The sequence below is a fragment of the Cellulophaga baltica genome (assembly GCF_018861125.1).
GTDB classification, from domain to species: Bacteria; Bacteroidota; Bacteroidia; order Flavobacteriales; family Flavobacteriaceae; genus Cellulophaga; species Cellulophaga baltica_A.
The window spans coordinates 1-25,952 of the sequence record NZ_JAHKQN010000035.1 but is presented as its reverse complement, the minus strand read 5'-3'; the positions used below and the strand labels follow the sequence as shown (position 1 = coordinate 25,952).

The window sequence follows — 25,952 nt, the reverse complement described above, 5'->3', positions numbered from 1 at the left end:
AATGTTTAATTAAAATGTAGCTACATGACTCGCAACTAAATGGCCACTTTTTTGTTGTAAATCCAAGATTGTTTTTGTCTTAATTATTAAACACCAAAATAAGATAAAATATGTTGAAGCTGTACCTATGTTTTTTATCTCAAAGTTGTAAAATTTATAAACATTAAAAAACCATTTTCACAGCTTTTAATACAAACTAAAATAGTACTAATGTTTATCCTGTAACTTAATGTTTTCAGCTTAAATAAACCGTTATAAAGCCCTTTAAATAGTTGGTAAGTTCAGATAGTTTTTTTTGGGTTTAAAAAGCTTTTAAATGAGAGCTTTTAAGCTATGTAAAATTGTTTAGTTTGTTTATAGTTTAAGTCTTTAATAAAAATAAAGAAACTTCAGTGAAGTGAATCTAGAAAGTTCTTAAAACTGAAAAAAGCCTTTTAAATCTTATGATTTAAAAGGCTTTTGTGACCGGGCTGGGTTTTGAACCTATCTTTGTTAGCCCAGTAATATCAATGCCTCTGTAAAATTTAACCGTTAATGTTGACGAATTGTGAACCTAATATCAACTCTATTTAATAGAAAGTGAATCGTCTACTACAAATATATGAATTAATCATGAAGACTTCTTTTTATTATTATTTGCTATAAATATTTGCATTTCTAGTTTTGTAGATATTTAAAAGACCTAATGAAAAAAGTTAAACTAAAAGTAAGCTTATACCACAAAATCAGAATTTTCAACATCTAAATTCTCAGGTTTATTTAATGAACGTAAACACTTTTATAGTAAAGTTTTGAGTTGTTCAAAGGATGTAGGCTTTTGAATATAACGCCCAACACCATTTTTGAAATATCAATCTCTCGTTGATTAAAAGATGTACTATAGATCACAATGGGAATTTCAGAAAATTTCTTTTAACCACGAATGTCATGTAAACACTAATGTTTATTTTTTTATATTTTATAATTTCATACTTGTTAGTTTAAAGTCCGGTAATTTGTTGTTTTCCCAAATTGAAATAAGTCGATTTTAAAAATCAATTGTGCCTCTAAGCAATTTTTGTTTAACCCTAAATAATATTCTTTTTTAAGTTAAGATGGGATATCATCTGAAGCTCTAGGATCCGTTTTAAAAGCTAGTTTTTTTGTCCAAATGGCGTTAATACTAAAATGCTCAAATTCCTGAGTAACTTTTCCATAGCAGGCATAAACTCCAATACCATGAATAGGATATTTATCCACTACTTTAGTAAAGTGAACCACATCAAAATAATCCCCTTGTTGATCTATAAATGTACTGAAACGCATATTCTTATTATTCTTGGTCGTGTTAAACCTTGTGTTTACGAGAATACCGTATAGCAATAATTCTTTATTCTCATTTTGTAGCATGTCTTTGGCTGTTAAATTGCTTAAAATAGGTTCAGAAATTAAATCAAAATAACTATACAAAGGAAAACCTAATAGTTCTATTTGGTCATAAGCATCTTCTAACCAACTATGTTCTAATTTGGGAAGTTCAAATTGTCTGTGCTTGGGTTGAAATAAAGAAGGATTACCTGATCGTTTTTTTAATGCATTAATTTTAAAGATGGCTTGCCAGTGTAATTCATTCTTTGCTAAACCTGTAAATTTAAAAGCGCCAATTCTAATTAAAATGGCTAATTGCTCTATACTAATAATCACACGGTCTATAAAATCATCTAATGATTCGTACAATCCGTGAAGCTGTCGTTCGGTTAAAAAACGTTGTACCACCAAATTTTCTAAGTTTTTTAAATAACCAAAACCTAAATGGATATTTACACCATGTATGGTATTGTGGTGATCACTTAAATTGATGCAAGGTGCATGAATTTTGGCTCCCCACATTCGAGCTTCGTGTATGTAGTGTTCCGCACTATAAAATCCACCACCATTATTAAGTACAGCTACCATAAACTCTAAAGGGTAATAGCACTTTAAATACATGCTCTGATAACTTTCCACCGCATAAGAAGCAGAATGTCCTTTAGCAAAGGCATAGCCTGCAAAACTAGCAATCTGATCCCATACCTCTGTTGTTAAAGATTCAGGATACCCTTTTTTCTTACAATTGCTTCTAAATTTTTCTTCTACGCGTGTAAATTCTTCTCTAGACCTAAACTTACCACTCATACCACGGCGTAAAACATCTGCTTCTCCTAAATCTAACCCAGCAAACTGATTGGCTACTTTTAATACATCTTCTTGATACACCATAATACCATAGGTTTCGGGCATAATTTGTCCTAAAATAGCATTAGCTTCTTTTCTACGCTCAGGCTCTCGATGCCTGCGTATGTATTCATTTTTCATTCCGGAACTAGAAACTCCAGGGCGAATAACAGAACTAGCAGCAACCAAACCTAAATAGTCATTAACTTTAAGCTTACACATTAAACCACGCATCGCAGGAGATTCAACATAATAGGCACCAATCGCTTTTCCTCTACTTAATAAATCATTGATTTTAGCATCTTTTTTGAATGTTTCAATTTGACTGATATCTATATCAGGTACATCAGGTCTATTTTCTCTAATAATTTCTATAGCTTCTTTAATTTTAGCTAAACCACGTTGTCCTAAAATATCAAACTTAAAAACCCCTGCATCTTCGGCGATAATCATATCAAACTGTACTGTTGGAAAACCCTTGGGGGGCAAATCTGTGGCAGAATAATAATGTATAGGCTTCTCTAGAATTAAAACACCTGCCGAATGCACACTCAAATAATTAGGAAACCCTTTAATTAATGCACTGTACTTCAAAACAAGCTTTGCCATATCATCCAAATCACTGATAGCAAAATGACCTGTACAGAGCTTGTCTATTTCTTCTTTCGGAAGTCCAAATACCTTACCTAATTCACGAACTACGGCTTTATATTTAAAGGTATTATAGGTTGCTAATAATGCTGTGTTTTTGAAACGTCTGAAAATATATGCAGTGACATCTTCGCGGTCTTTCCAACTAAAATCAATATCAAAATCTGGAGGGGAAACACGATAAGGGTTTATGAATCGTTCAAAATATAAATCTAATTCAATAGGATCTACATTTGTTATTCCAATAATATACGCCACAATACTATTTGCACCACTACCACGTCCCACGTGTAAATACCCTTTAGAATTTGCGTAGTTAATGATATCATGATTGATTAAGAAATACGAAACGAAATCCATTTTTTGAATGGTTTCTAGTTCAACGGCTAAACGTTTAGTCACTGCATCGGTACGATTGGGGTATCGGTTAGGCAATCCATCTTCACAAAGCTGTTTTAAATATTTAAAATCTTCCTCTTTTGAAGAACCAAATATTTGCTGATTTTGGGAAACTCTACTTTCTCCAAAACCAAAAGTTATTTCACAGCTTGCCATTAAAGTATTAGTGTTGTCGATTATTTTCGGAAACTCTTGATAAGCTTCTAGGAGTTTGTCATTTGACAACATTTGTTCAGTTAAACTGGCTTGTTCAGTCTGTTGTAATTTGCTTAACAATGTATTGTTTGCAATAGCACGCAATAATCGGTGCGCATTAAAATCACGCTTGTTTCTAAAAGTAACAGGTTGTTGAATTACTAATTTATCGATGTATGATTTGTATTTTGAAAATGGCAAACGCCTTAAGTTGTCTACTGAAATGCCTATGTATTCATGGGATTCAAAATTCAATTTCTCTAACTGTAAAATAGTTTCAAAAGGATAAATAATAAAAGCATGTTCAAATACAGGTGCTAAAGCGGGTAATTTTATGTCTTTATGCGAATGAAAAGAAAGAAAATCATTAAGCTCTTTGAATCCTTCATTATTTTTAGCAATGCCAACATAAAGCTGTTCAGCACCATTTCTAAAATCAATCCCGATAATTGGTTTAATTCCATATTGCTTGGCTTTTCTTACAAAATTCATACAAGCAGATGTATTATTAATATCAGTTAACGCCAATGTGTTTACACCATTTATTTGCCCCATTTTCAAAAGTTCAACTTCTGAAAATGTGCCAAATCGCAAGGAATAATAAGAGTGACAATTAAGATACATATTATTGTTTTCGGTGTGCTAGTATGATAGGGGGTTCTCCACTAAATGGATTGTGAAATCGTCCTATAGTTTTTGCTCCCATGGAAGTTGCTCGCATGATACTTTTTTCTCCATATTTGTTACGAATGTGATCCATAGCATGGTATAGACTCAGCATTTCTTCCGTATCATCAAAAAGATTGATTTGATAATTTCCTGTAACGATATCACTAAATTTTACACCAACTAACCGGATTAGTAAACGACGTTCGTATAAACGCTCAAACAACTCCAATATCTTTGGAATTAATATGTGATCAGCACTCGTATAGGGGATTTTGATTTGTTTAGAATAGGTCTGAAAATCAGAATAGCGCAACCTAACAGAAATACAAGCTGTAAGTTTGTCTCCTCTACGTAATTGATATGCTAAGTTCTCAGCCATTGCAGTTATTGTAGTTCGTAGCAAGGTCATGTTAGTGGTATCCTTATCAAACGTACGTTCAGTAGATATCGATTTTCGTTCATGAAAAGGGATTAAAGGAGGACGATCAATACCATTGGCACGTCTCCAAATTGTTTGCCCATGTTTACCTAAAGCACTAACCATCATCTCTAGAGGCATTTCTTGAACAATATGTACTTTTGTAATGCCTAAATTTCGTAATGTTTGATAGGTTTTCGTACCTACAGAAGGTATTTTTTGAATAGATAGTGGAGCTAGAAATTTTTTTTCAAAACCACTATCTACTCGTATTTGATTATTAGGTTTAGCTTCACCAGTAGCAACTTTTGAAACTATTTTATTAGAAGACAAACCGAAAGAAATAGGTAGTCCTGTTTCTTTAATAATCGTATTCCTAAGTTCTGAAGCAAATTTATAAGTACCAAAAAATTTATCCATACCAGTCAGATCTGCATAAAACTCGTCAATACTCGCTTTTTCAAATACAGGTACACGTTCTTTAATAATTTCTGTAACTAATTGTGAATGTTTGGTATATGTGCTTGAGTTTCCTCTAATAACAGTCGCTTCAGGGCATAATTGGCGAGCTAATTTCATAGACATTCCAGAATGAACTCCAAACTTTCTAGTTTCATAACTACAAGCAGCAACAACCCCACGATCTCCAATACCACCTACAAGCAAAGGACGCTTTAGTAGTTTAGAATCGATAAGTCGCTCACAAGACACAAAAAAAGTATCTAAATCTAAATGTATGATTGATTCTGTTTTCATTTGGAAATAATACATTAAAATGGATTATTTCCAAAATTAGATATAATTATGATTAGTAATTGAAATTTAACAGAATTGTTATCAACAGCATTTTATTAAAGATAGTAGGTTACTAAATGATTTATTTACAGATAATTGGAGTAATATTAAAATTCTATTGAAGTTTAAAACTCTATATTAAAAGCTAAATTTTCCATTTTTTAATTATGTTCTTAACATGTTGAGAACCATTACGTGTAGAATTATTTTTTGATTTTAAAATTTCCGTAATAGGCATTATGGTTTTAGTTCTAATAATACTATCATCATAAAAACTTATATCTCGGCTAGAGCGAGCCTTACACTGGTATCCATCAAGAGGAAATTAAAATAGGCTAAATCGTTTTATTTATAAAGAAAAAACGTATTACGAAGTTTACTATCATAGTATGGAAACGGAATTTGGAAAGTCTATTATAGAAATGTATTTTTAGGTTACTTTGATCAAAGAAACCTAAGAAACTATGCACAAATTTAAAAATTAACTTAGTGTAAACAATTAATCTTTAACTTATGTACATCATGTATCTTAACGAACATGCGACCAATACCATCTGATAAATATAATGAAAGACGAACACTTTTTAAAAAATATTTTTTCCTCAGCCCACTTAAATGAAAATGAACAGGAGTTGATTATTTCAAAATTTAGACAAGTTAACTTTTCTAAGAATGACTATTTATTGGATGAAGGGAAAACAGAAAATCATTATTGGTTTATAGAGAGTGGTTTTGCTCGTTCTTATGTTGTAGATATATCGGGAAATGACATAACAACCAATTTTTATGCAGTCGGTGATATTGTTATTGATTGGACTTCATTTTTTCTTAGAAATTCTACTAGAGAAAGTATACAAGCTTTGACAGATTGTAAATGTTGGCAATTAGACTTTGATACTTTTCAACAACTCTTCCATAGTATTCAAAGTTTTAGAGAACAAGGGAGAACTACGCTGGTGAACAGTTATTTTTCATTAAAAAACCAAAGTGTATCCATGATAGCCGACAAAGCCAAAGAAAGATATAAAAGGTTAATCAAAGAAAAACCGCATATTGTTCAAAACATTTCACTAAAGCACATAGCTACATATTTAGGGGTTACCGACACCTCATTAAGCCGAATAAGAAAAGAAATTTCGGAGGAATAGCTTTTCTTGCCTTATGACAAGTTTTATTTTTTATAATGACGATAGCTTTGTCTCATCAATCATTCATAAATAAACTTTCTACAGATGAAACAATTACAAGATTATATGTTGTTATTTCGTATGCAACCCAGTAACCAAGAACGAACTCAAGAGCAACTTTTTAAAATGCAACAACAATGGGGAACTTTTATAAGCGGAATAGCATCACAAGCAAAACTCGTAAGCACTAGCCGTTTAGGGCTTCAAGGGACAACAATTAACCCTTCTATGGAAATCAAAAAAGGCATTCCTGTACCAAACAACCAAACACTTACAGGAAATATGGTGGTTAAATCTTCATCTCTAACTGAAGCATCAGAAATTGCTAAAGAATGTCCCGTATTACTAATGGGAGGATCTGTGGAAGTCAGAAACATAATTCCAATGCAATCTTAAAAAAATCATTATCATGAAGACTATTTTTGACGAAAACACAAGTACGGAATTAGTGAATAGAATAAATTCATTGCAAGTGAATTCCAAAGCTCAATGGGGTAAAATGGATGCATACCAAATGTTAAAACATTGTACAATGAGTGAACAAATGTTTCAAGGAAAGAAACACTACAAAAGGTTGTTTATTGGCAGGTTATTTGGCGGAATGGCATTGAAAAGTATCTTAAAAAATGAAAAACCAATGAAAAAAAACCAGCCAACTCATCCTGAAATGGTAATTACAGGAATAGGAACAGAAAATTTTGAAAATGAAAAAGTAAAATGGATTGAGCTTTTGCAGGCTTATTCATCTTTTTCAAACCACAATTTCGTGCATCCATTTTTTGGTAAAATGACGCAAGAACAAATCGGGAAGTATGTTTACAAACATACCGATCACCATTTAAAGCAGTTTAATAATTAACAGATGTTATCCTTTATTTTTATAACAATAACCCTTTTGTCTTTTATCCTGTTTTATTTAGGAACAAGAAGAGACAAAAGGATTTTGATTTTAAGTGTTTTATGGCTTATTATTATTGGTATTGCTTCGTACAATGAATATTTTACAGACACATTAATAAGACCACCAAGATTTTTGTTGATTCTCTTAGGTGCAGTTGTTCTCTCTATAATCTTTTATAAAATAGTTAGAAAGATTCAACTCAATTTAAAATTTTTATGTGCCGTTCATATACTTCGATTACCAATAGAACTAGTACTTTATCAGCTGTTTATAGAAAAGAAAATTCCTGTTCTAATGACCTTTAAAGGTTGGAATTTTGATATTATTATGGGTATATCAGCTATCATTATATTGCTGTACTTGTCTTTTCAAAAAAACAGATTGCCAAAATACTTTATTTTAACATGGAACATCCTCGGACTGATGTTACTTCTATTTATTGTTACTATTGCAATACTCTCATCACCATTACCTTTACAGAAATTAGCATTTAATCAACCAAACATTGCTGTATTGTATTTCCCATATGTGTACTTACCAGCTTATATAGTACCTTTGGTACTTTTATCGCATATCTTGACTTTAAGAAACTACAGAAAATGAATAATAAATACCAGAGCCAACCAAGAGATGAGGTAAAAAACAAACCAATCTTTTGTTAAATTTAGATACTGTTCCTTCTAGACTCATAGATTCTAAAACTGACTCTTTGAGCTTTTCTTATTGTATTTACTTTCTATTTATCTAGGCAATAGTGAAACGTAAGTTTCATCATACGCGTTTTTTTATTTTGCAATAGCAAAACACTGTTTTAAGTAGAAATGCGGTAAAACAAAGGAATTCTTCATTAAATTTAGAAGCTTTAATTCTAGATTCAAAAATTCTATTTTCTTCAATTGAAAAATTATTAACTCTATTGGTAAATCCAAATCTAGTTTATTCAGCTTACTTGACAATCCTAGAATATATGATTAAAGAGAGCAATTATGTCGGAAAGATTCTCGATGGAGCAAAAATAGCGCTGAAAGTTCACAAAATAAGTGAAATGCAATTCAAGATTGATTCGTAAGAACAGCCGAATGTATCACAAGGAGCTATGGTTTTTATAATTGGAGGTTTTAAAGCTTGATGCACGAAAAGAGGCAATATCCAATCGGACCTCATAGAAATTCCTTCAGGATTTGCGAAATGGTATGCTATAATTCTTTTCGTTTTAAAAATTCTGCGTACCCCATTGACTGTTTCAGGATTAGATTTGTATCGCCTAGAATGGCACTCAATAAGGTGTCGTCAAGAAAAATTTGTTCATTACCAAACCATTCAAAACAGAAAGTATAACTGATTTTATTTTTAACGGGAGTTTGTGCAAAAACTCCATTTTGAATAAAAATAGTAACTTCTGGTCTAATTTAAGCTAGGCAATGGCCGTTTTATGTAGTTGTTTTTTTGAATACGTTAAATTTGGTTTACTAATAAATTGTCTTGAAACGGTCCTAATAGCGTCATATATTAGGTTTAATAAAGACCACAGAGCCTTTAACCTAATTTTTAGCTCTTTTGGGTCAAGTATGGTCATAAGTCTTTTTAGATTATAGCAAATCATCAATAAATTAACCTCGCCTAATACATGTTGCTTCCCTTTCATTAAAGTATATGTAAATCCCCAGTGCCTTTTTAAAGTGCCAAACTGGTGTTCTGTAATTTGTTGTCGAAGTCTATAATATTCAGGATTATCATCTACCCTTTTTTTATTTTCTTCTAAGTCTTCTTGGTAAATAGAACGTTCTATAAATCGTCCATTTTTATTGGTAGTACATAAGGTTCTTAATTTGCATTCTTTGCAAGCTTGTCTATTTTTGTAATGCTTTACTTTATGGTTTGCTTTATGGTAAACTGTTCCATTTGTTGTTAGGGTTTGGTTTGCAGGGCATATATAGGTATCCTTTTGCAGAGAGTACTTAAAATCTACCATGGAAAATAGTCCGTTATCTTGCGAAGAATGTTCTTTTGGTGAGGAGTAAGGTGTTATTCCATTTTGGGTACAAATGTTTAATTGCTTTGCTGTTGTATATCCTTTGTCAGTAAGGGTTTTTAAATTTTCGATTCCCAAGAGCTGCTTTGCATCGAGAGCCATGGAAGAAAGCGCATTAGTATCATTTACCTTACCAGTGTCATTGTATACAAAGAGCTTGTGCTTAGCATCACAGCCAGCCTGTATATTGTACCCTACATTTACGATGTTACGATGGAGCACAACGGATTTAGCATCGGGATCGGTAAGACTTATTTGTGTTTCCCCACTTTGCTTTAATTGTTTTTCTATGGTACGGTATTTTTCTTTTTTCGATTTTTGGTATACTATTTTATTTTGTACCTCTTGGCAATCAAGTTCCGAATCCGCTTGGTCTAATTGTTTTTGATACTCTTTAATTTTAGTGTCAATGTAGGTAATATGTCGTTCTATTTTGTTTTGGTTAAAGTTGTTTTTAAGTGCATTTGGGGCTCTTATTTTAAAGGAGTCAATAGCAATGGTTTCTCCTTCTATAAGTTTCCAATCTTTTAAAAGCACTACAAAATATCTAAAGGCTTGCTTAAAGGCAGTAGCGTTGTTTTTTCTAAAGTAGGCGATTTTCCGAGCAGATGGACTAAGGCCTTTTAAAAGCCAAATTACTTCTAAATTTACTTTACAGGCCAATTCTAATTGTCGTGAGGATCGTATTTTGTTCTTATAACCATATAGGTAGAGTTTAAGTAAATCAGAGGAACAATATGGAGGTCTACCCTGATCGTTAAGTACCTCTTTAAATCCTAGTTCTTTAAGAGGAAGAATATCCACAAACATATCCACAACCCTTGCCCAAGAATCCATACCTAAACAAGATTCAAAATCCATCATAACTAGTTGGTTACGGTCAAAACCTTTGATAAAATCCATAAGTAATGTATTGATTAACAATACTTTAATTTACGAAATTCTAAGTTTTTTTACAAGGAAAAAGAATAGGTTTTTGCGCAGTCTGACGGTTAGTATAAATGGTCGTTTTAATGCCATTTATACATTGTTCTACACCGTTTTAATTCGTATTGTAATCTTCCAATTTGTTCAATAAACCTGTTTTCATTTCATTAATTTCTTCTTCTTTTAGCACTTTATCAAAGTGATCTACATAATTTACAACATAAACTATATAGTATTTCTTAGAACCGTCTTTTAATCTAAGTTCAACTTGATCCCATTCCTCAAATTCCTGTGAAATTAGATCAATAAATTCTTTTCTGTTTTCTTCAGAATTCAGATAATCTAAAAGTCCTTCATCTAAAAAAGCAGCACACTGTTCTTTTCCAGTTTGCCCACAACAACTAACATTTCTTGCAATGGCCAAACTGCAGGTTTCTTTACACCAACCATATTTTTCAATCAGGGCTTTAATATGCCACATTTGTTCAAATTCGTTATCTAGATCATTAGTCTTTAAAAAATCGATGTATTTAGATATCCATTTTTTGTTTTTGTTTGCGAGTGCTAGTATGGCATAAGTTCCGGCAGGAGTCCCCTGCATGTATTCCCCCATAACCCAAATTCTCGTGCCCTCTTCTCCATTATCTGTAACATCACAATAGTCAAAAATTAAGGATTGCAAACTGCTGTGTTCTGCTACTTCTTCAAAAAAAGCTTTTTCTTTAATAATTTGAGAATCACCAGACTTGTCGTTAAACTCTATTTCAAACATGATACTTTCAAGTCTATTATCATTATGATAGCTAACGTTTGTTTGCTCATCCGGGTATTCAGCTTTTATTTCTTTTATAGCCGTTATTATGGAAGTAAGTATGTGCTTTAAATCATTTTCAGTTAATTGAAAACTGTTTAAATCTTTATCAATAACAATACTTTTAGCACTTTCTTTTTCATCATAAGAACCTTTATAGCCAGAGGCTTTTATTGAAATCTTTATTTTAGTCATTTTATTTTAATTATGGAGTAGAACGTTTATGTATAAGAATAGTTGCGGGTTTGTATGCGAGGATTTTCCAAAGGAAAATCAGACGTTACAAACACGCAACGACTTTTGATTAAGCACTAAACCGCAATTATTTTTATACGGTGTTATGCGCTGGCTTTTGCTCGTTTTAATCGAGTTTCTACTATTTTTTCCAATTCATTTTGTTTAAAGTCAAACCAGTTTTGTCTATAATCCGAATTGTCAATTGAATTCTTAAAATTCTGAAATGGTTTTTTTTGTTCTAAAATATTTTCCAATTCCGCTTGAAGCTGTTTGTCCGCAATTTGGGAAATGAAATGTTCCATTATTTTAAAAGATTCGAAACTTTCTAAAACCTCAATTTTTATAAATTCTGCCTTGTTTTTATTTACTTTTTCTAATTCCACTCCAAATGCTTCACGAAACTCATCTTCGTCTGATATTTGTCCAAAATTTGGAATCGTTACAATTTCGTCCGTTTTTGGGTTATAATAACAGTCAAATCCAGAATCCAATTCCTGCGCAATTTCTTTTATTATTTTCAATTTGGAATTTTCCACATCCAACCATTTTTCATTTAGAAGCTCAATTTAATAAATACATTTTTAAATTCACATGTTCTTTTTAAAAAGCCGAAATTTTAATATGTAATGTGATTTTTGTTGGCTTGCGCATAACGGTTCGGCTCGTAGTGCGGTAGTAAGGAAACTTTTCGTTTCCGTCTGCGTACGAAGCTAAAGCTTATTGTTTAGTTTTATTTTTTCTTGTCCAAAGCTAAATCCATAAGACTTAGCGACTTCATAAATATAATCAGACCTTTCGGTTTTGCCCTAAAGTCCGCATTACGTTTAGGCATTGTTAGCCACTGGCTTTTTCCCGTAATATATTATTCCAAAACCTAAAAGGATAAGGGGTATACTTAAAATTTGCCCCATATTTAATGACATCGAATCTTCAAATACAACTTGATTTTCTTTGACAAATTCAATCATAAATCTTGCTGTAAACATTAAAATCGTAAAATTTCCGACCATAAGTCCATTTTGTCTTCTAATTTTTTTCGATTTATAAACAAACAAAAGAACCACGAAAATGAGCAAATATGCCGCAGCTTCGTAAAGTTGGGTTGGATGTCTAGGTATTAGGTCATCTCTTTCAAAGACCACACCCCAGTTACCATTCGTCGGTTTGCCGTATACCTCAGAGTTCATAAAATTCCCAATTCTAATGCTCGCAGCCATTAATCCAGACCCAAGAGCAACTCTGTCCATTATCCACAAAATATTCGTTTTGGTCTTTCTAACATAAAGGATGATTGCGATTACTATTCCAGTTAATCCGCCATGGCTTGCAAGTCCTTGAAATCCTGTAAACTTGAAGGATTCGCCTACTTTTCGGATAGGTAATAGTATTTCAAGTGGATTTTGCATGTAATATTGCGGTTCATAAAAAAAACAATGCCCAAGGCGTGCACCCAGAAGCCCTCCAATTAAAATGTACATAGTTAGCTGTTCCAAGTTTTCGAGTGGTATTTTCTCTTTTTGATAAACTTTCTTAACTACTAAATATAAAAGACCGCAACCAATTGCCCACGAAAGACTGTAATATCTAATTGGAAAAGTGTTGAATAAAGTAAAAATTTCAGGGTCAACGTTCCAATTTATTATTCCGTCTTTCATATCGGTTGGTTTTAGTTGCTGGATTTTTTTTTTAGCTTGTGGCTAACGTGATTGTGTATGATTAGTGGCGTGTTTAAGCACTTAATTTAGCAAATAAAAACCGAATAGAAAATCTGCGAAGATTTTCGTAAGTAGGCGATAACCAGCCATTAATTATACACGGTGTTACTACACGTTTACATTATATTGACAAATTAAATTTTCTTCATTTATTCATATGTACCTTTGTAACTTCCTGTTATAATTTCTCCATCTGGTCGTGTAAATTCAAAATCTAGATCTATTTCATCTATCGATATAGATTTAATATTTACAGAACTAGAAATAGCTATGTTACTAACTCTTGGGTCATTATGTCTTATAATTGTATTTCCTGCAAGAATTGAAAAATTCTCAAAATCTGCATTTTCACGTATCGAGTACTCGGGAACAGGTGTTATAGTTCCTTCTATTACGTTAGTTCCTTCAAATGCAAAATAAAAATAATTTACATCTCCCCATTTTGGAGTTGTTCTAGATGGGTTTACATTTGACAAAACTATAGAGATTTTAGAAGGTTCATTATCTATAATATTAAAGTCTTTTATAAAAGCTTTATCTACAGAATAAAATGAGCCCTTATAGTTAAATCCATTTCCAGTTTGAATTATAGGTTCAGTGTCTTTATCTTCAGAACAAGAGCTAAACAATATTGCTATTGAAAGAACTATAATTAATTTTAATTTATTCATTTGTTTTTTAATTTATTCGATTTTTGTTATAAATAATATTTTTTTAGAATTGTTTTTTAAATGATTTTATTCAATAACTATACCAGTTCTATTTTTCTTTAGATATTTTATGTGTGGTAACGGTCACGGCTATGGCAAGTAGGGCAGGCAAGGAAACTTTTCGTTTCCGTCTGGTCTGCTAGCCAGAGCTTTTTGTTTTGTAATTATCTTTTCTTTTTTAATTGCCAAATCCAAAAGATTTGGCGGACTTAGTAAATTAGCCCAAGCCTTTAAATATAGCACTTTATGCCCTATTTGCTATAGGTATTGTTGTAAGCCGTTATTTTTCGATACTAGCTAACTTTTCGATATTATTTTCTATATAATCGGCTACTTTTTTATAGACTTTCTTTTTGAATTCCTTGTCGTAATAGTAATTTTCGATTTTTGCTGAAGATTTCAATTCAGTAATTTCAGATGTTTTTACAGTTAATTCGGCCAATACAGAGTTGTAATCTGTTTCTAATTTTTCAATTCCTAATTCTTTCCATGTTTCAGTAGTCGCGACGATAAATTTTGGTCGATTAATAACAAATTGATGAACACCTCCATTATCGGTATCGCCATTAAAAGATAGAAATGCCCAAAACACTTTTTGTTGACGATTCAATTTATTCCATAATTCATCATCATCATGAATTCCACTTTTGACCATGGTCTCATCAAAGAGTTTATACATATATTCCCATAATCGATTGTCATATAAGTCAAATTCGTTCCAATCATATTTAGATTTAACGGAATCCACCCAATCCTGACTTACCTTAATTGACACTAGAAGTTTGTCTTGGTTTCCATCATTTAAGGAGTACAATTTACTTGGCATTTTTGATTCTTTATTTTCCTAAGAATATACCTATATTGGAAGGTTTCTCATAATGTCTTACAACGGTAAGTATATGAAAAGTAGGCGATTTCGAAGCACGAAACTTTCGGTTAAACACGTAGTTTGATACGAGCTAAAAGCCTTGAATTTATTACTGTTTCGCCTATTTTTTATATACATTGTTGTAAGCCGTTTTTTTCTATCTGAATTGTTTTGGTTTCGTATTTTTACTAGCGTTTTCAGCTATTTCAATAATTCTTTTTTGTTTCAGGTCTTTTGGCAAGCACAATCCAAATTAATAGAATTTTCTTTGCTGATTTACTCAAACTCTCATAATATTCCAGAGAACCCTCTCTTGCTTTAAATTCTTTTTTCAAATTTTCAGGAATAATAAGTGCTTCTACTTCGTCTAGTTTAAACCAAGAACCATTTTCTTTTGCAATCTTAATAGATTTATATCCAGCTTTTTGGATAAGTTTTTTTGAAGTTAAATACTCCACTTTATCCTTATTTATCTTAGACCAAATACTGTTAGGTTTTCTTTTGCTAAAATATTGTATGTATCTTTCTGCATCTATTGTCTTTTTAGTACTGTCTATCCATCCAAAACAAAGTGCTTCATCAACTGCTTCACTCCAACTAATAGTGGCGACTTTTGTTGATTTTTTATAAAAAACAAGCCAAACAGACTGTTTCAACTGATGATTTTTAACCAACCAGTTTCTCCAATCTGTTTGACTTTTAGGATAATATGTTTCTATTTCTTCTTTAGGCATTCTGTTGTTCTAACCACTTTAAAATAGCTTGATTAGTTTCTTCTGGTTTTTCTTGTTGAATGCAATGACCGCAATTTAAACTAACGACTTCTGCATTAGGAACGAAATCTGTTAGGTTCTCAGATTTAGGAATCATATCCTGTTCGCCATATATCATAAGTGTAGGGTGTTGAATAATTGGATTTACATCTGCCAATAAATGCCAATTTCGGTCAAGGTTTCTATACCAATTTATACCTCCTGTAAATCCTGATTTTTCAAAAGCAGAAACATAAACAGCCAATTCACTTTCGCTCATTATTGGTTCTCCGAGTGGTTTTTCTGCTCTTGCAAGATTAATCATCATCATTCCTAGTTCAGGCATTGCAGGTGGTACGTTCTTACGAAATAAGTTGCGAAGGAATTGTGATGTGTTTTTATCTAATATTGCATCTGCAACTCCTATCTGTCGATTAAAGTGAACAAAATAATTATCTGGTCCAAATATTTCTTCCATAAACTCTATCCAAGGTTTTTCTCCTCTTTGCATATATGGTAAAGCCAAATTTATTATTTTATTTACTTTCTCAGGATGTAATAAAGCTAGACTCCAAACAATATTAGCACCCCAATCGTGACCTATAAAAGTAGCATCTTTATATCCGTAGTAATCTAGAAGAGAAACCAAGTCACCTGTTAAATGTTCAATGCCGTATTCTGTTATTTCAGTTGGACAAGATGATTTTCCATAACCTCTTTGATTTGGAACAATAACGTGATATCCAGCTTTTACAAGTTCTGGAATTTGGAAACGCCAAGAAAACGCATTTTCTGGAAATCCGTGACAAAGTACAATAGGTTTACCTTTATTCTCTTTACCTGCTTCAAATACTTCAAGTTCAATACCATTGACTATAATCATAGTAGATTTTGGAAACTCGATTGAATTAATACTTTCGTTCATTTTTGTTGTCATTTTTTTGTTTTAAAATAATTATACTACAAAAGTAAATTGGGTCGATGACAACCTTATGGCAAGGGGCAAAAAGAGTTATTGATATTTGTCAAAATATTCTTGTAAAGTCATATTATGAGGTTCGAAATTTTCTGTTAGAATTTCTATTTTTTGAATTCTGTCTGGTCGAAAAAACCTAAACTCGTTACGCAAACGACAAAATGCAACTAAATACCAATTTTCAGAATTTAATACGGCAAATGGTTCTATTAATCTGATTGATGGAGAATTTTCTTTATTAATATATTCTATCTTAACAAGGTTGTAATTAGTCAATGCGCTTTGTAAATCAGAAAGGTTATTACTATTCCTTTCCCGATTTATATTTTGGTCATAGCGTGTACGTTCAAGAAGTGTATTGGCTTTATCTTTTGTTGTATATTTTAGAATTGATTTAATTTTATCTATTGCTTCAGTATAGTCTTTAACAAAAGATGCGTCCTTACTATTTAGTACTAATTGTTCTGCAAGTATTAAAGCATTAGCCTGTTTTTCGGTAAACATAACAGGAGGTATTTTATATCCGTCCATTAATGTATAACCTTTTCCTTCTTCTGTTAATACAGGAACACCAGATTGTTCCAGTGCCTTTATATCTCTGTAAATAGTTCTTTTACTAATATTAAATTTATTAGCTAACTCCAAAGCAGTTACAATTCGTTTAGTCTGTAATTGAATTAAGATTGCGGTTAATCTTGATAATCTATTTGTTTCGGAATAATCCATTTTTCAATGTAGTTACTGTTCTTTTTAAATGGCTTACGGTTTTGTGTATGGTTAGTTGCGTGTGTAAGCAACTAATTTAGCAAATAAATCACAGATAGAATATTCCGATGGAATGTTCGTAAGACGGCAGTGAACCAAGCAATTAATTATACACGGTGTTGTAAAACGTTTTTATTCCTTTCTTACAACCTCACTTTTCACAGGTTCTCCTCTTTCTATGAATACATCATCCGCATAATAATTTAAAAATTGCATTGGAAGACCAATTCCTTCAAGATATCCAGATTTATTTTGTAAATGATAATGTAAATGTGGACCACCAGAGTTTCCGCTATTTCCGGCTTTGCCGACTTCTTGTCCTTTAACAACTATATCTCCAACGGAAACCATTATTGTACCTTTTTTAAAATGCGCCATAAGAGAATATTCTCCATTTAAATGGTCTATAATAATATAGTTACCTGCTTTTGTGTTTTCATCAATATCACTATTAACACTTCCAGGTATAGTATTATCAATAATATCATTTTCTAAAGCTATTATTTTTCCATAACCAGGTGAATTTAATCGTTTACCAAAGCAGTAATAATCTTCATTACTGGTTCCATCTCCAATAAAAGAGATGCCATTTAATTTTTGAACACAATCTATAGCATATCTCTGATTACGATTTGAAAAATGATTGTTCTGCAAGCCTGTCCTTCCACCTTGATTTATATGCCATTCAGCATCATCTTCAAATGGTAATTCTAATACTGTTATTGTTTGATAATTTAGAAAAATATCTTCGTCTAATTCTCCTACATTACCAATTAACTCATCAGCACAAGAAGTTGCTATAAAAATAAAAGAAGATAAAAATACATGTTTTATTAATTTTGTAAGTTTCATAATTAAGTTAAAATTTATAGATTATTCCAAGGTTTATTTGATGTTGCAATTCTCTATAAGCGCTAGGAATTTGAAGTCTATTGTACATAAAGTCGTAGGTTATTTTTAAGTCAAAATATTTTGAAAGTACATAACCATACTTAAAGTTCCACTTCACACTTTGATAGCGCTTGAAGGACTCAACAGATCCACCGTTATTTGTCATTCTAACCAATACAAACGGAATTGTCAATTTTGAAGAGAGATACTGTTTTTCATTTAATTGATAACCAAAAAGACTTGCAAAACCAAATTCTTGATGTATAGCAAAATAATCAGTTTTATTATATAGAAAAGTAAGATTTGAAAGTGATTGCAACCCTAAATGGATAGAAAATGCGTTTTTATTATGAATCTGCTTTAAGTAAGAAAAACTTAAATCTGCTTTAAGGTGATGCGCATTTAGGCTTGGTATGTTTTTACTTTTTAAGGCTGTTCTGTCAAAAAAGTCTAATTCTATTTCAAAAATGTTTTGTTTTTTACTCGTTCGTTCATAGTTTAATTTATAAATTATGTCTTTATAATCATAGCGTGATATTGGGGCAAATTCTAAATTTTTTAATGAACCTGAATTGTAACCTATAGAAAATTCAAGTTGATTCTTTTTTTTTGTTGTTTGGGAATATCCGATTGTAAAAAATATTATTAAAATAGCTGTGGTTAAAGTTTTTTTTATTTTCATTTATAATTTCTAAAATTTTAACCCTAATTGTAAGTCGAAAGGAAATCCTATCGTGAAATTTCCAGTAAAATTGTTTTTAAATCCATATTCCGTACCTGTCGATATATAGAACTTTGAAGGCTGTTCAATATTTAAGTCTGGAAAATTTTTATATATAACTTTTCTTGATTGTACACTAAAAATGTAGACCATTTATTTGAGATGTTGTGTTTTATCAAAATCGGAACTTCTAAAGTAACGAAATCAAGATTTTTTCTAACTGAAAGACCAATTTGAAGAGTTAAATTGTTTAATAGAGAGATGTTATTAAAAACACTAACTTTGAACAGATTATCTTTAATTTCAAATTGCGATTCTTCTTGAGATGAAGCAATGGTTGTATATAAACATAGAAATATTATTAAGTTTTTCATAGTATTATTTATTTGACGAGTCAAAATGTTTTACAACCAAGGATATCATACTAAAAGGAATAAGTAATAATCGAATTAAATTCATATACAGTAGTCCAAATTTGGTTATAAATTATTTTAATTATGGCTCGAAACTAAATGAAGTAAACATATTAAAAGTCCCAATACCTTAAAACAATACAAATCCGTACTTATTTATGCGCTTTACGGTATGCATTTGGTGTCATTCCTGTTGCTTTCTTAAATGCATTGTAAAATGTTGTCTTCGAAGTAAACCCCGATTCTAATCCTATTGCTAAAAGACTGTAATTTTTAAATTCAGAATCTAAAATCATTTCCTTAACTGCTTCTACACGATAGTAATTTATATAATTTGCGAAATTTTTTCCTGTAATTGTATTTACCAATTTAGAAACATAACCTGAACTTATTCCTAATTTTTCAGCAACTTTTTCCCTATTTAATGTACTGTCTCTATAAATTTGATGATTTTTACAAAGTGCTTCAAGTTTTATGTAATAAAGATTCTCTGTTGTAGGTGGTTCTAAATTATTTGAATAATTCACTTTTTTAAGATTAGTATCTATAGATAGGTCATTATCGCTGAATGAAATCTTGTGAGTTAATAATTTATTGATACCTTCTTTATCTTTCGCTAATCTATATTTAAATAGACCAAAATATGCTGTCCAATGGATTACGAATGTTCCAAATAAGGCAAGAAGTTTCATAAAAGATGAAACGTCATATTCAAAAAATAAACCAAGAATAATTGCTAATACCCAAGAAAGCAATAATACAGAAACCAACGTCCATAAAATTGTAATCCATTTTTTTTCTTGCGTGTTGTTCGAAAATTTAATGAAACTATATGTATAGATTAAAATACCAATTATAAATGGTGGAACTATAAAAATTCCTATAAGTCTTAAAATTCCTATTACTCTATAAACTGAATTTGGAATATCATAAACACCAGCAATAGTATCAAGGTCACTAAAAATATTGATGAAGGCATAATATATAAAAGGGACAAATAACCATCGGGTTTTTTTAGAATGTCGTATAGGATGATTTACTTGGTGCACAGTAAATAGAAAAATAAAAACTGGAAAAATAAAACCCCATTCTATATTATCAATAAAACGTAGCAAGGGTATAGTGTTATATATATCTACTATTTCGAAAACAAGATTTAATAAAAGAAGCGATAGTGTAAATATGGCGTAGGCTAAATATTTATTTGCATTGCTTTTAAATAAGGACGATTTTAAAATAATTATTCCTAATACTATTCCCTGAAAAATCGCAATATTGAGAAGTGTTATATAAATCAATTACTAATTGTTTGAAAATATTATCTTTTATCTTAAATGAATCAAATCTGCTGATAAAATGGAAATAAATATACTTCTTGTAGAATATAAATTATGAAAATATATCTTAAATGTTTGTTACAAATGTTTTACAACGGTTAATGTAAAATGCGTTTTAATGCATTTTTACATAGTGTTGTAAGCTTTTTATTCACTAATATCAACCACTTGATTAGGAGTGATAGTATTATTTGTTTTCATTATGTTAATATCCAATTTGAAATACGCTTGATGTTGATCGAAATCATCATTGACGTCTTTAACTCCTACTTCAATTTTATAACTACCAGAGTCGATCGATTCAGTAAATTTTAGTGGCCAACCATACTGTTGAAAATCACCTTGTTTGCGACTACATATCATCGTGAATTCAGCATGAGACAAAATGAGTAATTTGTCATTGGAATCAAATGCTAAATACTGAGAGATGATTTTATCGTAATGAGTGTGATCCAGAGTTGATTCAAATCGTGTTACTACCTTGACGTCATCACCTTCAGTTGTTGTTAATGCAATTAAAGAATTAGAGTTAGAAAGCTGAGAAAACCCACTTGGAAAATCATAATTAAACTCTTCATTTTTGTATTTATGTTTTAATGATTCTGAAGAGGCAATTATTATAACTCCTTCAGTAATGATTTTAAACTCTTTTTGCATGCTATGATGAATTACCAATATCTTTCTATTTTATCTGAAATAGGGAGAATACACTTACCTTTGAAAGTGAAATGTTCAAAGTCATCAGAAGGTTCTCCTTTAAATTCAACGTCTATTTGCTGATCATTTAATTTCTTGATGTGAATATCACAATCTTTGATCATTTGGTGACTTTGATGATAAAAGCCTGTTCGATAATTAATATCCCATTCTTTTCCAGCCTTTTCTTTGTCTAGAATATGTAGTTTGGAAGTTTCCCCAATTTCTAATAGAGAATTATGAGTTGTTAAAATTTCTAACGTTGGACCCCAAACAATATCTTTTTGTCCGTCAGGCATCATTATTTCGTATTCAGCTCTTATCCAAAAATTAACTATGAATGAATCGTCATTTTTAGTAAAAGAAAACCTTCCTTTACCTATTCTATAATCTTCCACTTTATCGGAATACACTAAAAATATCTGACCTATAGAATCCATTTTTTTATTTATTGCATACAACGGTCTTGTATATGGCTCGTAGCGTGCAAAAAGGTACTATTTTTTCGGTTAAGCACAAGCCGAATTTTTTAATTTTCTTTTTATCTTATTTTCTCAAAAAGCCAAATTAAAAAATTTGGTGGACTTGCAAATAAGCCTTAACTTAGTTGAAGCAATTAACTAGCTATGAGGTATATACGTTGTTAGCAACTGCCCTTTTTGTTCAATTTGTCTAATGTTTTTTCTATTAGTTCCATTCTCTTTTTTATTTTTTCGGATGCAGAGTCCAAAGTATAACCTTCGTCCAAAAGTTCCTTGATAAGCAACATTTTTTTTATGTTCTTATAGTCGTATTTTCTGTTTTTACCTTCTTTTTCGGGCAGACTTTCAATAATTTGCTTTTCTTCCCAATATCGTATCTGTCTTGTTGGAATATCTGTTATTTGAGATACTTCTCCAATACCAACTACTAATTTTTCCAAGAAGTCAAAGTCAAACGATAAATCTACTTTCTGTTTCATTTTGTAACTTATTTACAATAATTGTTGCAAATATAGAAAATATGTTGTTGTTTTGCAATTGTAAATAATTTACAATGTTTGTAAATACAAAACAAATTAGATGAAAAATTTATTATTAATACCAATAATTATGATGATGATATCAAAAACAACAGCACAAGAAGTTTCTACAGATGAAACAAATGCCAAAAGTAAATCGGCATTGTTGTTAATCGAAACACAAAACGAATGGATGCACGCAGACGGAAAACTACGCAAGGCATTATTAGAGGATGAAGAAATGATGTTAAATTCAATTTTCAACATTGAAAAATCATTGGAATTCGCACGTAAAGAAGGTATTCCTGTTATTTATGTTCGTTTGCAATTTGAAAAAGGATATCCAGAATTAGCCAATGGCAAAAGCGGATTGAGAAAGGCAATTCCAAATGCTGGAACATTTCCCAAAAATGGTTTTGGTGCGGAATTTTATAAAACGGTAGAACCGTTGGAAGATGAATTTATTGTATCTGGTAGAATGGGTGCAAGTGGTTTCGCAGGTTCAAATTTGGATGCTTATTTGCGAAATAATAAAATCGAAAATCTTTATCTGACTGGTTATGCAACTCACGTTTGTGTCGAAAGTACTTTGCGTGAAGCTCACGATATTGGTTATAATACTTTTGTGATTTCTGATGCGACTTCTGCTTTTAATCGAATACAGCAAGATTATTTTTTAAGTGAAATTGTTCATCATTTTGGCGAACATTTAACTACCGAAGAATTTGTAAAATGAGAAAGGAATTAAAATCTACATTTCGGTTTGTGATGTTAATTGCCACTCCTCTTTGTTTGGTAAATGGGTTGATTTTTAGTTTAGGTTCGCAGGATTTAATTCAGTCTTGGTTCAATCGGTTTGGTTTTACGTTCCTCGTGACTTTTCCTCAAGCAATTTTATACGTTTCCGCTGTCAAATGGTTTGATAAAAGGAATAAAGTTTGAGTTTAACCAAATTTTTGTTGGAATTACAGATGTTTTTTTAAGGTTGTTGCTAACGTTGCGTGTATTTTTAGTGCGGGAATAGAAAATCAGAGATTTTCAATTTAGCACTTAGTTAAAGCATTTTGTTTGCTTTTATCTTGTTTTAATCAAAAATCAAATCAAAATGATTTGACGGACTTAGTAAAAATACACAACCTTTTGAATTAAACACTAAACCCCGCATTAAATATACATATTGTTGTGTGTAGTTATAGATTATTCCTTTTTGTTTTTATAACATCTGCAAGGCCATTTAAATTTTCAGTCAGTTGCCAAGCTGTTTCAGTATATAAATAAACGTCAGAGTCTAATAAATTTTCACTTTCTAAAATTGTCTCTTCAATTGAGTCTGAAAAAAGAGCATAAATATTATGAGTTATATAATTTCGAAGCTTACAAATGTGGTCAAAAACCTGGTTTTCATTTTCCGATAATAATTTGTTTTCATTAGCAAGTCTAATAAGTCTGCCAAGTGTTGCTTTTTTATAATTTCCTTTCACTTTATTTTTAGTTAAAAACATAATAAATTCAACTTCTAATCTTCCAGATGCTAAGGCTATTTTTCCTAATTCTGAAGTGAATTTTTCAGACTTGTTTAGTAAGTCATAAAACTCTAGTCCTTTACTCGGTTTTCCTTCATACATAGATTTTCTTATTATAATTTAGTTTTTTTCTCAACTATTATTTTCTTTAATCAAACTTTTTTAATCAGTGTTTTCTACTTTCAGAATTTCACATTAAATATAATTTTAAGTTCTTGATTAGAGCATTTTATTTTGTTATGTCACGTCCTAAAATACGGCTACAGATTAATATTAGTTTTAAGCGGCATATTGATGCACGTAATTAGGTGTTTTATAATCTAAATATAAATGTAATCTTTTTGAGTTGTATAATTTGATTGCATTTTTGGCTGCTTTTTTAGCATGGACCACACTGGTAAATGTTTGATCAAGATAGAATTCATCTTTTAGAATACCATTGACCCTTTCGGCAAGGGCGTTTTCATAGCAATGATTTTCTTCTGTCATACTGATTTTAATTTTCTTTCTTTTTGGTATTTGGGTATAGACGTTAATGCAATATTGAATACCTCTGCCCGAGTGATGAATAAGGTGATCAATGTTCTTAGCATTGTAAATAGCCTTATTTAAAGCTCTGACACACCCTTTTAGCTCTAGGCTATCACTTAGGTCGTATCCAACGATTTTACGGGAATACATGTCTGTAATCAATGCTAGGTAACAGAATCCTTTTATGGTTCTGATATAGGTAATATCGGATGCCCAAACCTGATTAGGTCTATTGATTCTCAAGTCTTTTATAATATTACCATACTTGTAAAACCGGTGATATGAATTGGTGGTTCTAGAGGAGTACTTCTTTCTTCTAATGAGCAATCGATTTTCTCTTAAGATACGGAACAGCTGGTCTCTACCTACTTTAAGGTGGTACTTATGAAACTCATCTTTTAATGATCTCATGAGTTTTCTGGTACCTTCTCGAGGTAGTGTTCTTCTGCTTTTTCGAACAAGTTCGAGTACATCTTGTTCTATCTGTTTTTTGATAACAAAACGTTTTTGGAATTTGTAATAGGCATCTCTTTTCAGATCAAAGGCATTACAGATAGTACCAATCGAATACAGTCTTTCATTACGGTTTATCGGTGCTACTTTCATCATGGCTTTATGTTTAAGTTTTTTTTTTAATTCTTCAACATCTCTATAGCCCAGGTTTTCGGCGGCTACCTCAAGATAGCTGTCGGTCACCAGTTTGTCTAGGTCCTTTTTAATAAGAAGGTCCTTAAGTTGTTTCAGCTCTTTTTGAAGGGCTTTGATACGGGAAAGTTCATCGTCTGTTTGCACGGTTACACGGGTGTTCATTAAATCTTTACGATCATACTTTTTGATCCATACATTTATAGTACTGGATTGTATACCGTAAGTTAATGCAATTTGTCTTTTGGAATGGTTTCCTTTGGTAAGTTCTGCCAAGACTTTGAGCTTAAAGCTCTCACTATAGCGTTTTATATATCCATCATTTTTATACATATACTTGAAGTGTTTTGTATACATATTTCAGGACGGGTCATAATTATTGGCAACGTTTCGGCTATTGTTAGTGCGGGAATTAAAAATACTGAATTTCCGATTAAGCACTGAGCCAAAACTTTTTATTTTGTTTTACTTTTTTTGTTCTAAAGCCAAATCAAAAGATTTGGCGGACTTGGTTTATAAGCTTTGAACTTTGGGTTAAGTACCAAAACCCGTATTAATTATAGCCATTGTTGTGCATAGTGCTTTTTTCTGTTTTTTTAAAGAATGATATTAAATCTAAAGCTAAAAGCTCTGGTTGTTCCATTGCTCCAAAATGACCACCTTTTGGCATTTCTGTCCAATGAACAATATTAAATCCTTTTTCGATATATTTTCTAGGAGGAACAGGTATTTCTTTTGGGAATTTAGCAAAACCTACAGGGGTTTCTATAAAATCATCTTTTGCGAAAACAAGAGGACTTAGACTTATTTCGTGATAGATTTTCATAGAAGAGTAGATTGTTTTCGTAAACCAATAAAGGCTAACATTAGCAAGTAATTCATCTTTGGAAAAGCAGTTTTCAATGTTTCCTTTGTTGTCGCTCCACGAATTGAATTTCTCAATAATCCAAGCACAAAGTCCAATTGGCGAATCATTTAATCCATAAGCCAGAGA

The 25,952-nt window shown here is 31.2% G+C and carries 24 protein-coding genes and 1 pseudogene; 5 read left to right on the top strand and 20 right to left on the bottom strand.

What is annotated here, in order from left to right; genetic code table 11:
• Positions 1-1,089 precede the first annotated feature (1,089 nt).
• Both KO500_RS16070 and dinB read right to left on the bottom strand, forming a co-directional pair.
• Entirely contained in the window at positions 1,090-4,062 is a 2,973-nt protein-coding gene (locus KO500_RS16070; RefSeq protein WP_215957580.1) for a DNA polymerase III subunit alpha, read from the bottom strand.
• Between the two features lies 1 nt (position 4,063).
• Complete coding sequence (dinB, locus tag KO500_RS16065; RefSeq protein ID WP_215957579.1) at positions 4,064-5,281, bottom strand: DNA polymerase IV; 1,218 nt, start codon at positions 5,279-5,281, stop codon at positions 4,064-4,066.
• 605 nt (positions 5,282-5,886) lie between these two features.
• On the opposite strand from dinB, the gene KO500_RS16060 reads away from it, so the two are divergent.
• From KO500_RS16060 to KO500_RS16045, 4 genes are all read left to right on the top strand, one after another.
• Positions 5,887-6,468 (top strand): Crp/Fnr family transcriptional regulator, encoded by a 582-nt coding sequence (locus tag KO500_RS16060; RefSeq protein ID WP_215957578.1) that lies wholly within the window; start codon positions 5,887-5,889, stop codon positions 6,466-6,468.
• Positions 6,469-6,552: 84 nt separating this feature from the next.
• Positions 6,553-6,903: a hypothetical protein gene (locus KO500_RS16055; protein WP_215957577.1), complete on the top strand. Its 351-nt coding sequence runs from the start codon at positions 6,553-6,555 to the stop codon at positions 6,901-6,903.
• A 13-nt stretch (positions 6,904-6,916) separates the two neighbouring features.
• The gene (locus KO500_RS16050) at positions 6,917-7,366 is read left to right on the top strand and encodes a DUF1569 domain-containing protein (RefSeq protein WP_215957576.1); all 450 of its coding nucleotides are present in this window, start codon (positions 6,917-6,919) and stop codon (positions 7,364-7,366) included.
• 3 nt (positions 7,367-7,369) lie between these two features.
• Positions 7,370-8,011, top strand: a complete 642-nt coding sequence (locus KO500_RS16045; protein ID WP_215957575.1) for a hypothetical protein — start codon at positions 7,370-7,372, stop codon at positions 8,009-8,011.
• An 811-nt stretch (positions 8,012-8,822) separates the two neighbouring features.
• Here KO500_RS16045 and KO500_RS16040 read toward each other — a convergent pair.
• From KO500_RS16040 to KO500_RS15970, 15 genes are all read right to left on the bottom strand, one after another.
• Positions 8,823-10,343: an IS1182 family transposase gene (locus KO500_RS16040; RefSeq protein ID WP_215957574.1), complete on the bottom strand. Its 1,521-nt coding sequence runs from the start codon at positions 10,341-10,343 to the stop codon at positions 8,823-8,825.
• Positions 10,344-10,482: 139 nt separating this feature from the next.
• Positions 10,483-11,373, bottom strand: coding sequence for a hypothetical protein (locus KO500_RS16035; RefSeq protein ID WP_215957573.1), 891 nt, complete (start codon positions 11,371-11,373; stop codon positions 10,483-10,485).
• Between the two features lie 143 nt (positions 11,374-11,516).
• On the bottom strand, positions 11,517-11,951 hold the full coding sequence (locus KO500_RS16030) for a UPF0158 family protein (RefSeq protein ID WP_215957710.1): 435 nt from the start codon (positions 11,949-11,951) through the stop codon (positions 11,517-11,519).
• Between the two features lie 288 nt (positions 11,952-12,239).
• A complete protein-coding gene (lgt, locus tag KO500_RS16025; RefSeq protein ID WP_215957572.1) occupies positions 12,240-13,070 on the bottom strand; it encodes a prolipoprotein diacylglyceryl transferase in 831 nt (276 codons plus the stop codon).
• A 209-nt stretch (positions 13,071-13,279) separates the two neighbouring features.
• Complete coding sequence (locus KO500_RS16020) at positions 13,280-13,801, bottom strand: hypothetical protein (protein WP_215957571.1); 522 nt, start codon at positions 13,799-13,801, stop codon at positions 13,280-13,282.
• A gap of 319 nt (positions 13,802-14,120) precedes the next feature.
• Entirely contained in the window at positions 14,121-14,666 is a 546-nt protein-coding gene (locus KO500_RS16015; RefSeq protein ID WP_215957570.1) for a DMP19 family protein, read from the bottom strand.
• 248 nt (positions 14,667-14,914) lie between these two features.
• Positions 14,915-15,442, bottom strand: a complete 528-nt coding sequence (locus KO500_RS16010) for a YdeI/OmpD-associated family protein (protein WP_354668447.1) — start codon at positions 15,440-15,442, stop codon at positions 14,915-14,917.
• Positions 15,435-16,397, bottom strand: coding sequence for an alpha/beta fold hydrolase (locus KO500_RS16005; protein WP_215957569.1), 963 nt, complete (start codon positions 16,395-16,397; stop codon positions 15,435-15,437). The genes KO500_RS16010 and KO500_RS16005 overlap by 8 nt, the downstream gene beginning before the upstream one ends.
• 75 nt (positions 16,398-16,472) lie before the next feature.
• On the bottom strand, positions 16,473-17,162 hold the full coding sequence (locus tag KO500_RS16000) for a helix-turn-helix transcriptional regulator (protein ID WP_215957568.1): 690 nt from the start codon (positions 17,160-17,162) through the stop codon (positions 16,473-16,475).
• 171 nt (positions 17,163-17,333) lie between these two features.
• Complete coding sequence (locus KO500_RS15995) at positions 17,334-18,053, bottom strand: M23 family metallopeptidase (protein ID WP_215957567.1); 720 nt, start codon at positions 18,051-18,053, stop codon at positions 17,334-17,336.
• Positions 18,054-18,060: 7 nt separating this feature from the next.
• Positions 18,061-18,774: a hypothetical protein gene (locus tag KO500_RS15990; protein WP_215957566.1), complete on the bottom strand. Its 714-nt coding sequence runs from the start codon at positions 18,772-18,774 to the stop codon at positions 18,061-18,063.
• 604 nt (positions 18,775-19,378) lie between these two features.
• Positions 19,379-20,341 carry a helix-turn-helix domain-containing protein gene (locus KO500_RS15985; RefSeq protein WP_252732587.1) on the bottom strand — a complete coding sequence of 321 codons (963 nt, stop codon included), beginning with the start codon at positions 20,339-20,341 and terminating at the stop codon, positions 19,379-19,381.
• Between the two features lie 369 nt (positions 20,342-20,710).
• Positions 20,711-21,220 carry a hypothetical protein gene (locus KO500_RS15980; RefSeq protein ID WP_215957565.1) on the bottom strand — a complete coding sequence of 170 codons (510 nt, stop codon included), beginning with the start codon at positions 21,218-21,220 and terminating at the stop codon, positions 20,711-20,713.
• A gap of 11 nt (positions 21,221-21,231) precedes the next feature.
• A complete protein-coding gene (locus KO500_RS15975) occupies positions 21,232-21,699 on the bottom strand; it encodes a hypothetical protein (protein ID WP_215957564.1) in 468 nt (155 codons plus the stop codon).
• Between the two features lie 203 nt (positions 21,700-21,902).
• Positions 21,903-22,220 carry a MerR family transcriptional regulator gene (locus tag KO500_RS15970; RefSeq protein WP_215957563.1) on the bottom strand — a complete coding sequence of 106 codons (318 nt, stop codon included), beginning with the start codon at positions 22,218-22,220 and terminating at the stop codon, positions 21,903-21,905.
• A gap of 100 nt (positions 22,221-22,320) precedes the next feature.
• Between KO500_RS15970 and KO500_RS15965 the strand changes: the two genes are divergently transcribed.
• Positions 22,321-22,995, top strand: coding sequence for a cysteine hydrolase (locus tag KO500_RS15965; RefSeq protein ID WP_252732584.1), 675 nt, complete (start codon positions 22,321-22,323; stop codon positions 22,993-22,995).
• Between the two features lie 454 nt (positions 22,996-23,449).
• Here the strand turns inward: KO500_RS15965 and KO500_RS15960 are convergent, their stop codons facing one another.
• The 3 genes and pseudogenes from KO500_RS15960 to KO500_RS15950 form a co-directional block, all read right to left on the bottom strand.
• Positions 23,450-23,884 carry a hypothetical protein gene (locus KO500_RS15960; protein WP_215957562.1) on the bottom strand — a complete coding sequence of 145 codons (435 nt, stop codon included), beginning with the start codon at positions 23,882-23,884 and terminating at the stop codon, positions 23,450-23,452.
• A 177-nt stretch (positions 23,885-24,061) separates the two neighbouring features.
• Complete coding sequence (locus KO500_RS15955) at positions 24,062-25,291, bottom strand: IS3 family transposase (RefSeq protein WP_215957561.1); 1,230 nt, start codon at positions 25,289-25,291, stop codon at positions 24,062-24,064.
• Between the two features lie 220 nt (positions 25,292-25,511).
• A pseudogene (locus tag KO500_RS15950) lies at positions 25,512-25,952 on the bottom strand (epoxide hydrolase); the annotation flags it as partial.

Bases quoted from the DNA above. Each gene is read 5' to 3' on its own strand.
- KO500_RS16010 (WP_354668447.1), bottom strand. From the start codon at position 15,442: ATGCCTAAAGAAGAAATAGAAACATATTATCCTAAAAGTCAAACAGAT.
- KO500_RS16050 (WP_215957576.1), top strand. From the start codon at position 6,917: ATGAAGACTATTTTTGACGAAAACACAAGTACGGAATTAGTGAATAGA.
- dinB (WP_215957579.1), bottom strand. From the start codon at position 5,281: ATGAAAACAGAATCAATCATACATTTAGATTTAGATACTTTTTTTGTG.
- KO500_RS15995 (WP_215957567.1), bottom strand. From the start codon at position 18,053: ATGAAACTTACAAAATTAATAAAACATGTATTTTTATCTTCTTTTATT.
- KO500_RS16055 (WP_215957577.1), top strand. From the start codon at position 6,553: ATGAAACAATTACAAGATTATATGTTGTTATTTCGTATGCAACCCAGT.
- KO500_RS16015 (WP_215957570.1), bottom strand. From the start codon at position 14,666: ATGCCAAGTAAATTGTACTCCTTAAATGATGGAAACCAAGACAAACTT.
- KO500_RS16070 (WP_215957580.1), bottom strand. From the start codon at position 4,062: ATGTATCTTAATTGTCACTCTTATTATTCCTTGCGATTTGGCACATTT.
- KO500_RS16040 (WP_215957574.1), bottom strand. From the start codon at position 10,343: ATGGATTTTATCAAAGGTTTTGACCGTAACCAACTAGTTATGATGGAT.
- KO500_RS16035 (WP_215957573.1), bottom strand. From the start codon at position 11,373: ATGACTAAAATAAAGATTTCAATAAAAGCCTCTGGCTATAAAGGTTCT.
- KO500_RS15980 (WP_215957565.1), bottom strand. From the start codon at position 21,220: ATGCAAAAAGAGTTTAAAATCATTACTGAAGGAGTTATAATAATTGCC.
- KO500_RS15965 (WP_252732584.1), top strand. From the start codon at position 22,321: ATGAAAAATTTATTATTAATACCAATAATTATGATGATGATATCAAAA.
- KO500_RS15970 (WP_215957563.1), bottom strand. From the start codon at position 22,220: ATGAAACAGAAAGTAGATTTATCGTTTGACTTTGACTTCTTGGAAAAA.
- KO500_RS16020 (WP_215957571.1), bottom strand. From the start codon at position 13,801: ATGAATAAATTAAAATTAATTATAGTTCTTTCAATAGCAATATTGTTT.
- KO500_RS15990 (WP_215957566.1), bottom strand. From the start codon at position 18,774: ATGAAAATAAAAAAAACTTTAACCACAGCTATTTTAATAATATTTTTT.
- KO500_RS15955 (WP_215957561.1), bottom strand. From the start codon at position 25,291: ATGTATAAAAATGATGGATATATAAAACGCTATAGTGAGAGCTTTAAG.
- KO500_RS15960 (WP_215957562.1), bottom strand. From the start codon at position 23,884: ATGTATGAAGGAAAACCGAGTAAAGGACTAGAGTTTTATGACTTACTA.
- lgt (WP_215957572.1), bottom strand. From the start codon at position 13,070: ATGAAAGACGGAATAATAAATTGGAACGTTGACCCTGAAATTTTTACT.
- KO500_RS16005 (WP_215957569.1), bottom strand. From the start codon at position 16,397: ATGACAACAAAAATGAACGAAAGTATTAATTCAATCGAGTTTCCAAAA.
- KO500_RS16045 (WP_215957575.1), top strand. From the start codon at position 7,370: ATGTTATCCTTTATTTTTATAACAATAACCCTTTTGTCTTTTATCCTG.
- KO500_RS16000 (WP_215957568.1), bottom strand. From the start codon at position 17,162: ATGGATTATTCCGAAACAAATAGATTATCAAGATTAACCGCAATCTTA.
- KO500_RS15975 (WP_215957564.1), bottom strand. From the start codon at position 21,699: ATGGATTCTATAGGTCAGATATTTTTAGTGTATTCCGATAAAGTGGAA.
- KO500_RS16060 (WP_215957578.1), top strand. From the start codon at position 5,887: ATGAAAGACGAACACTTTTTAAAAAATATTTTTTCCTCAGCCCACTTA.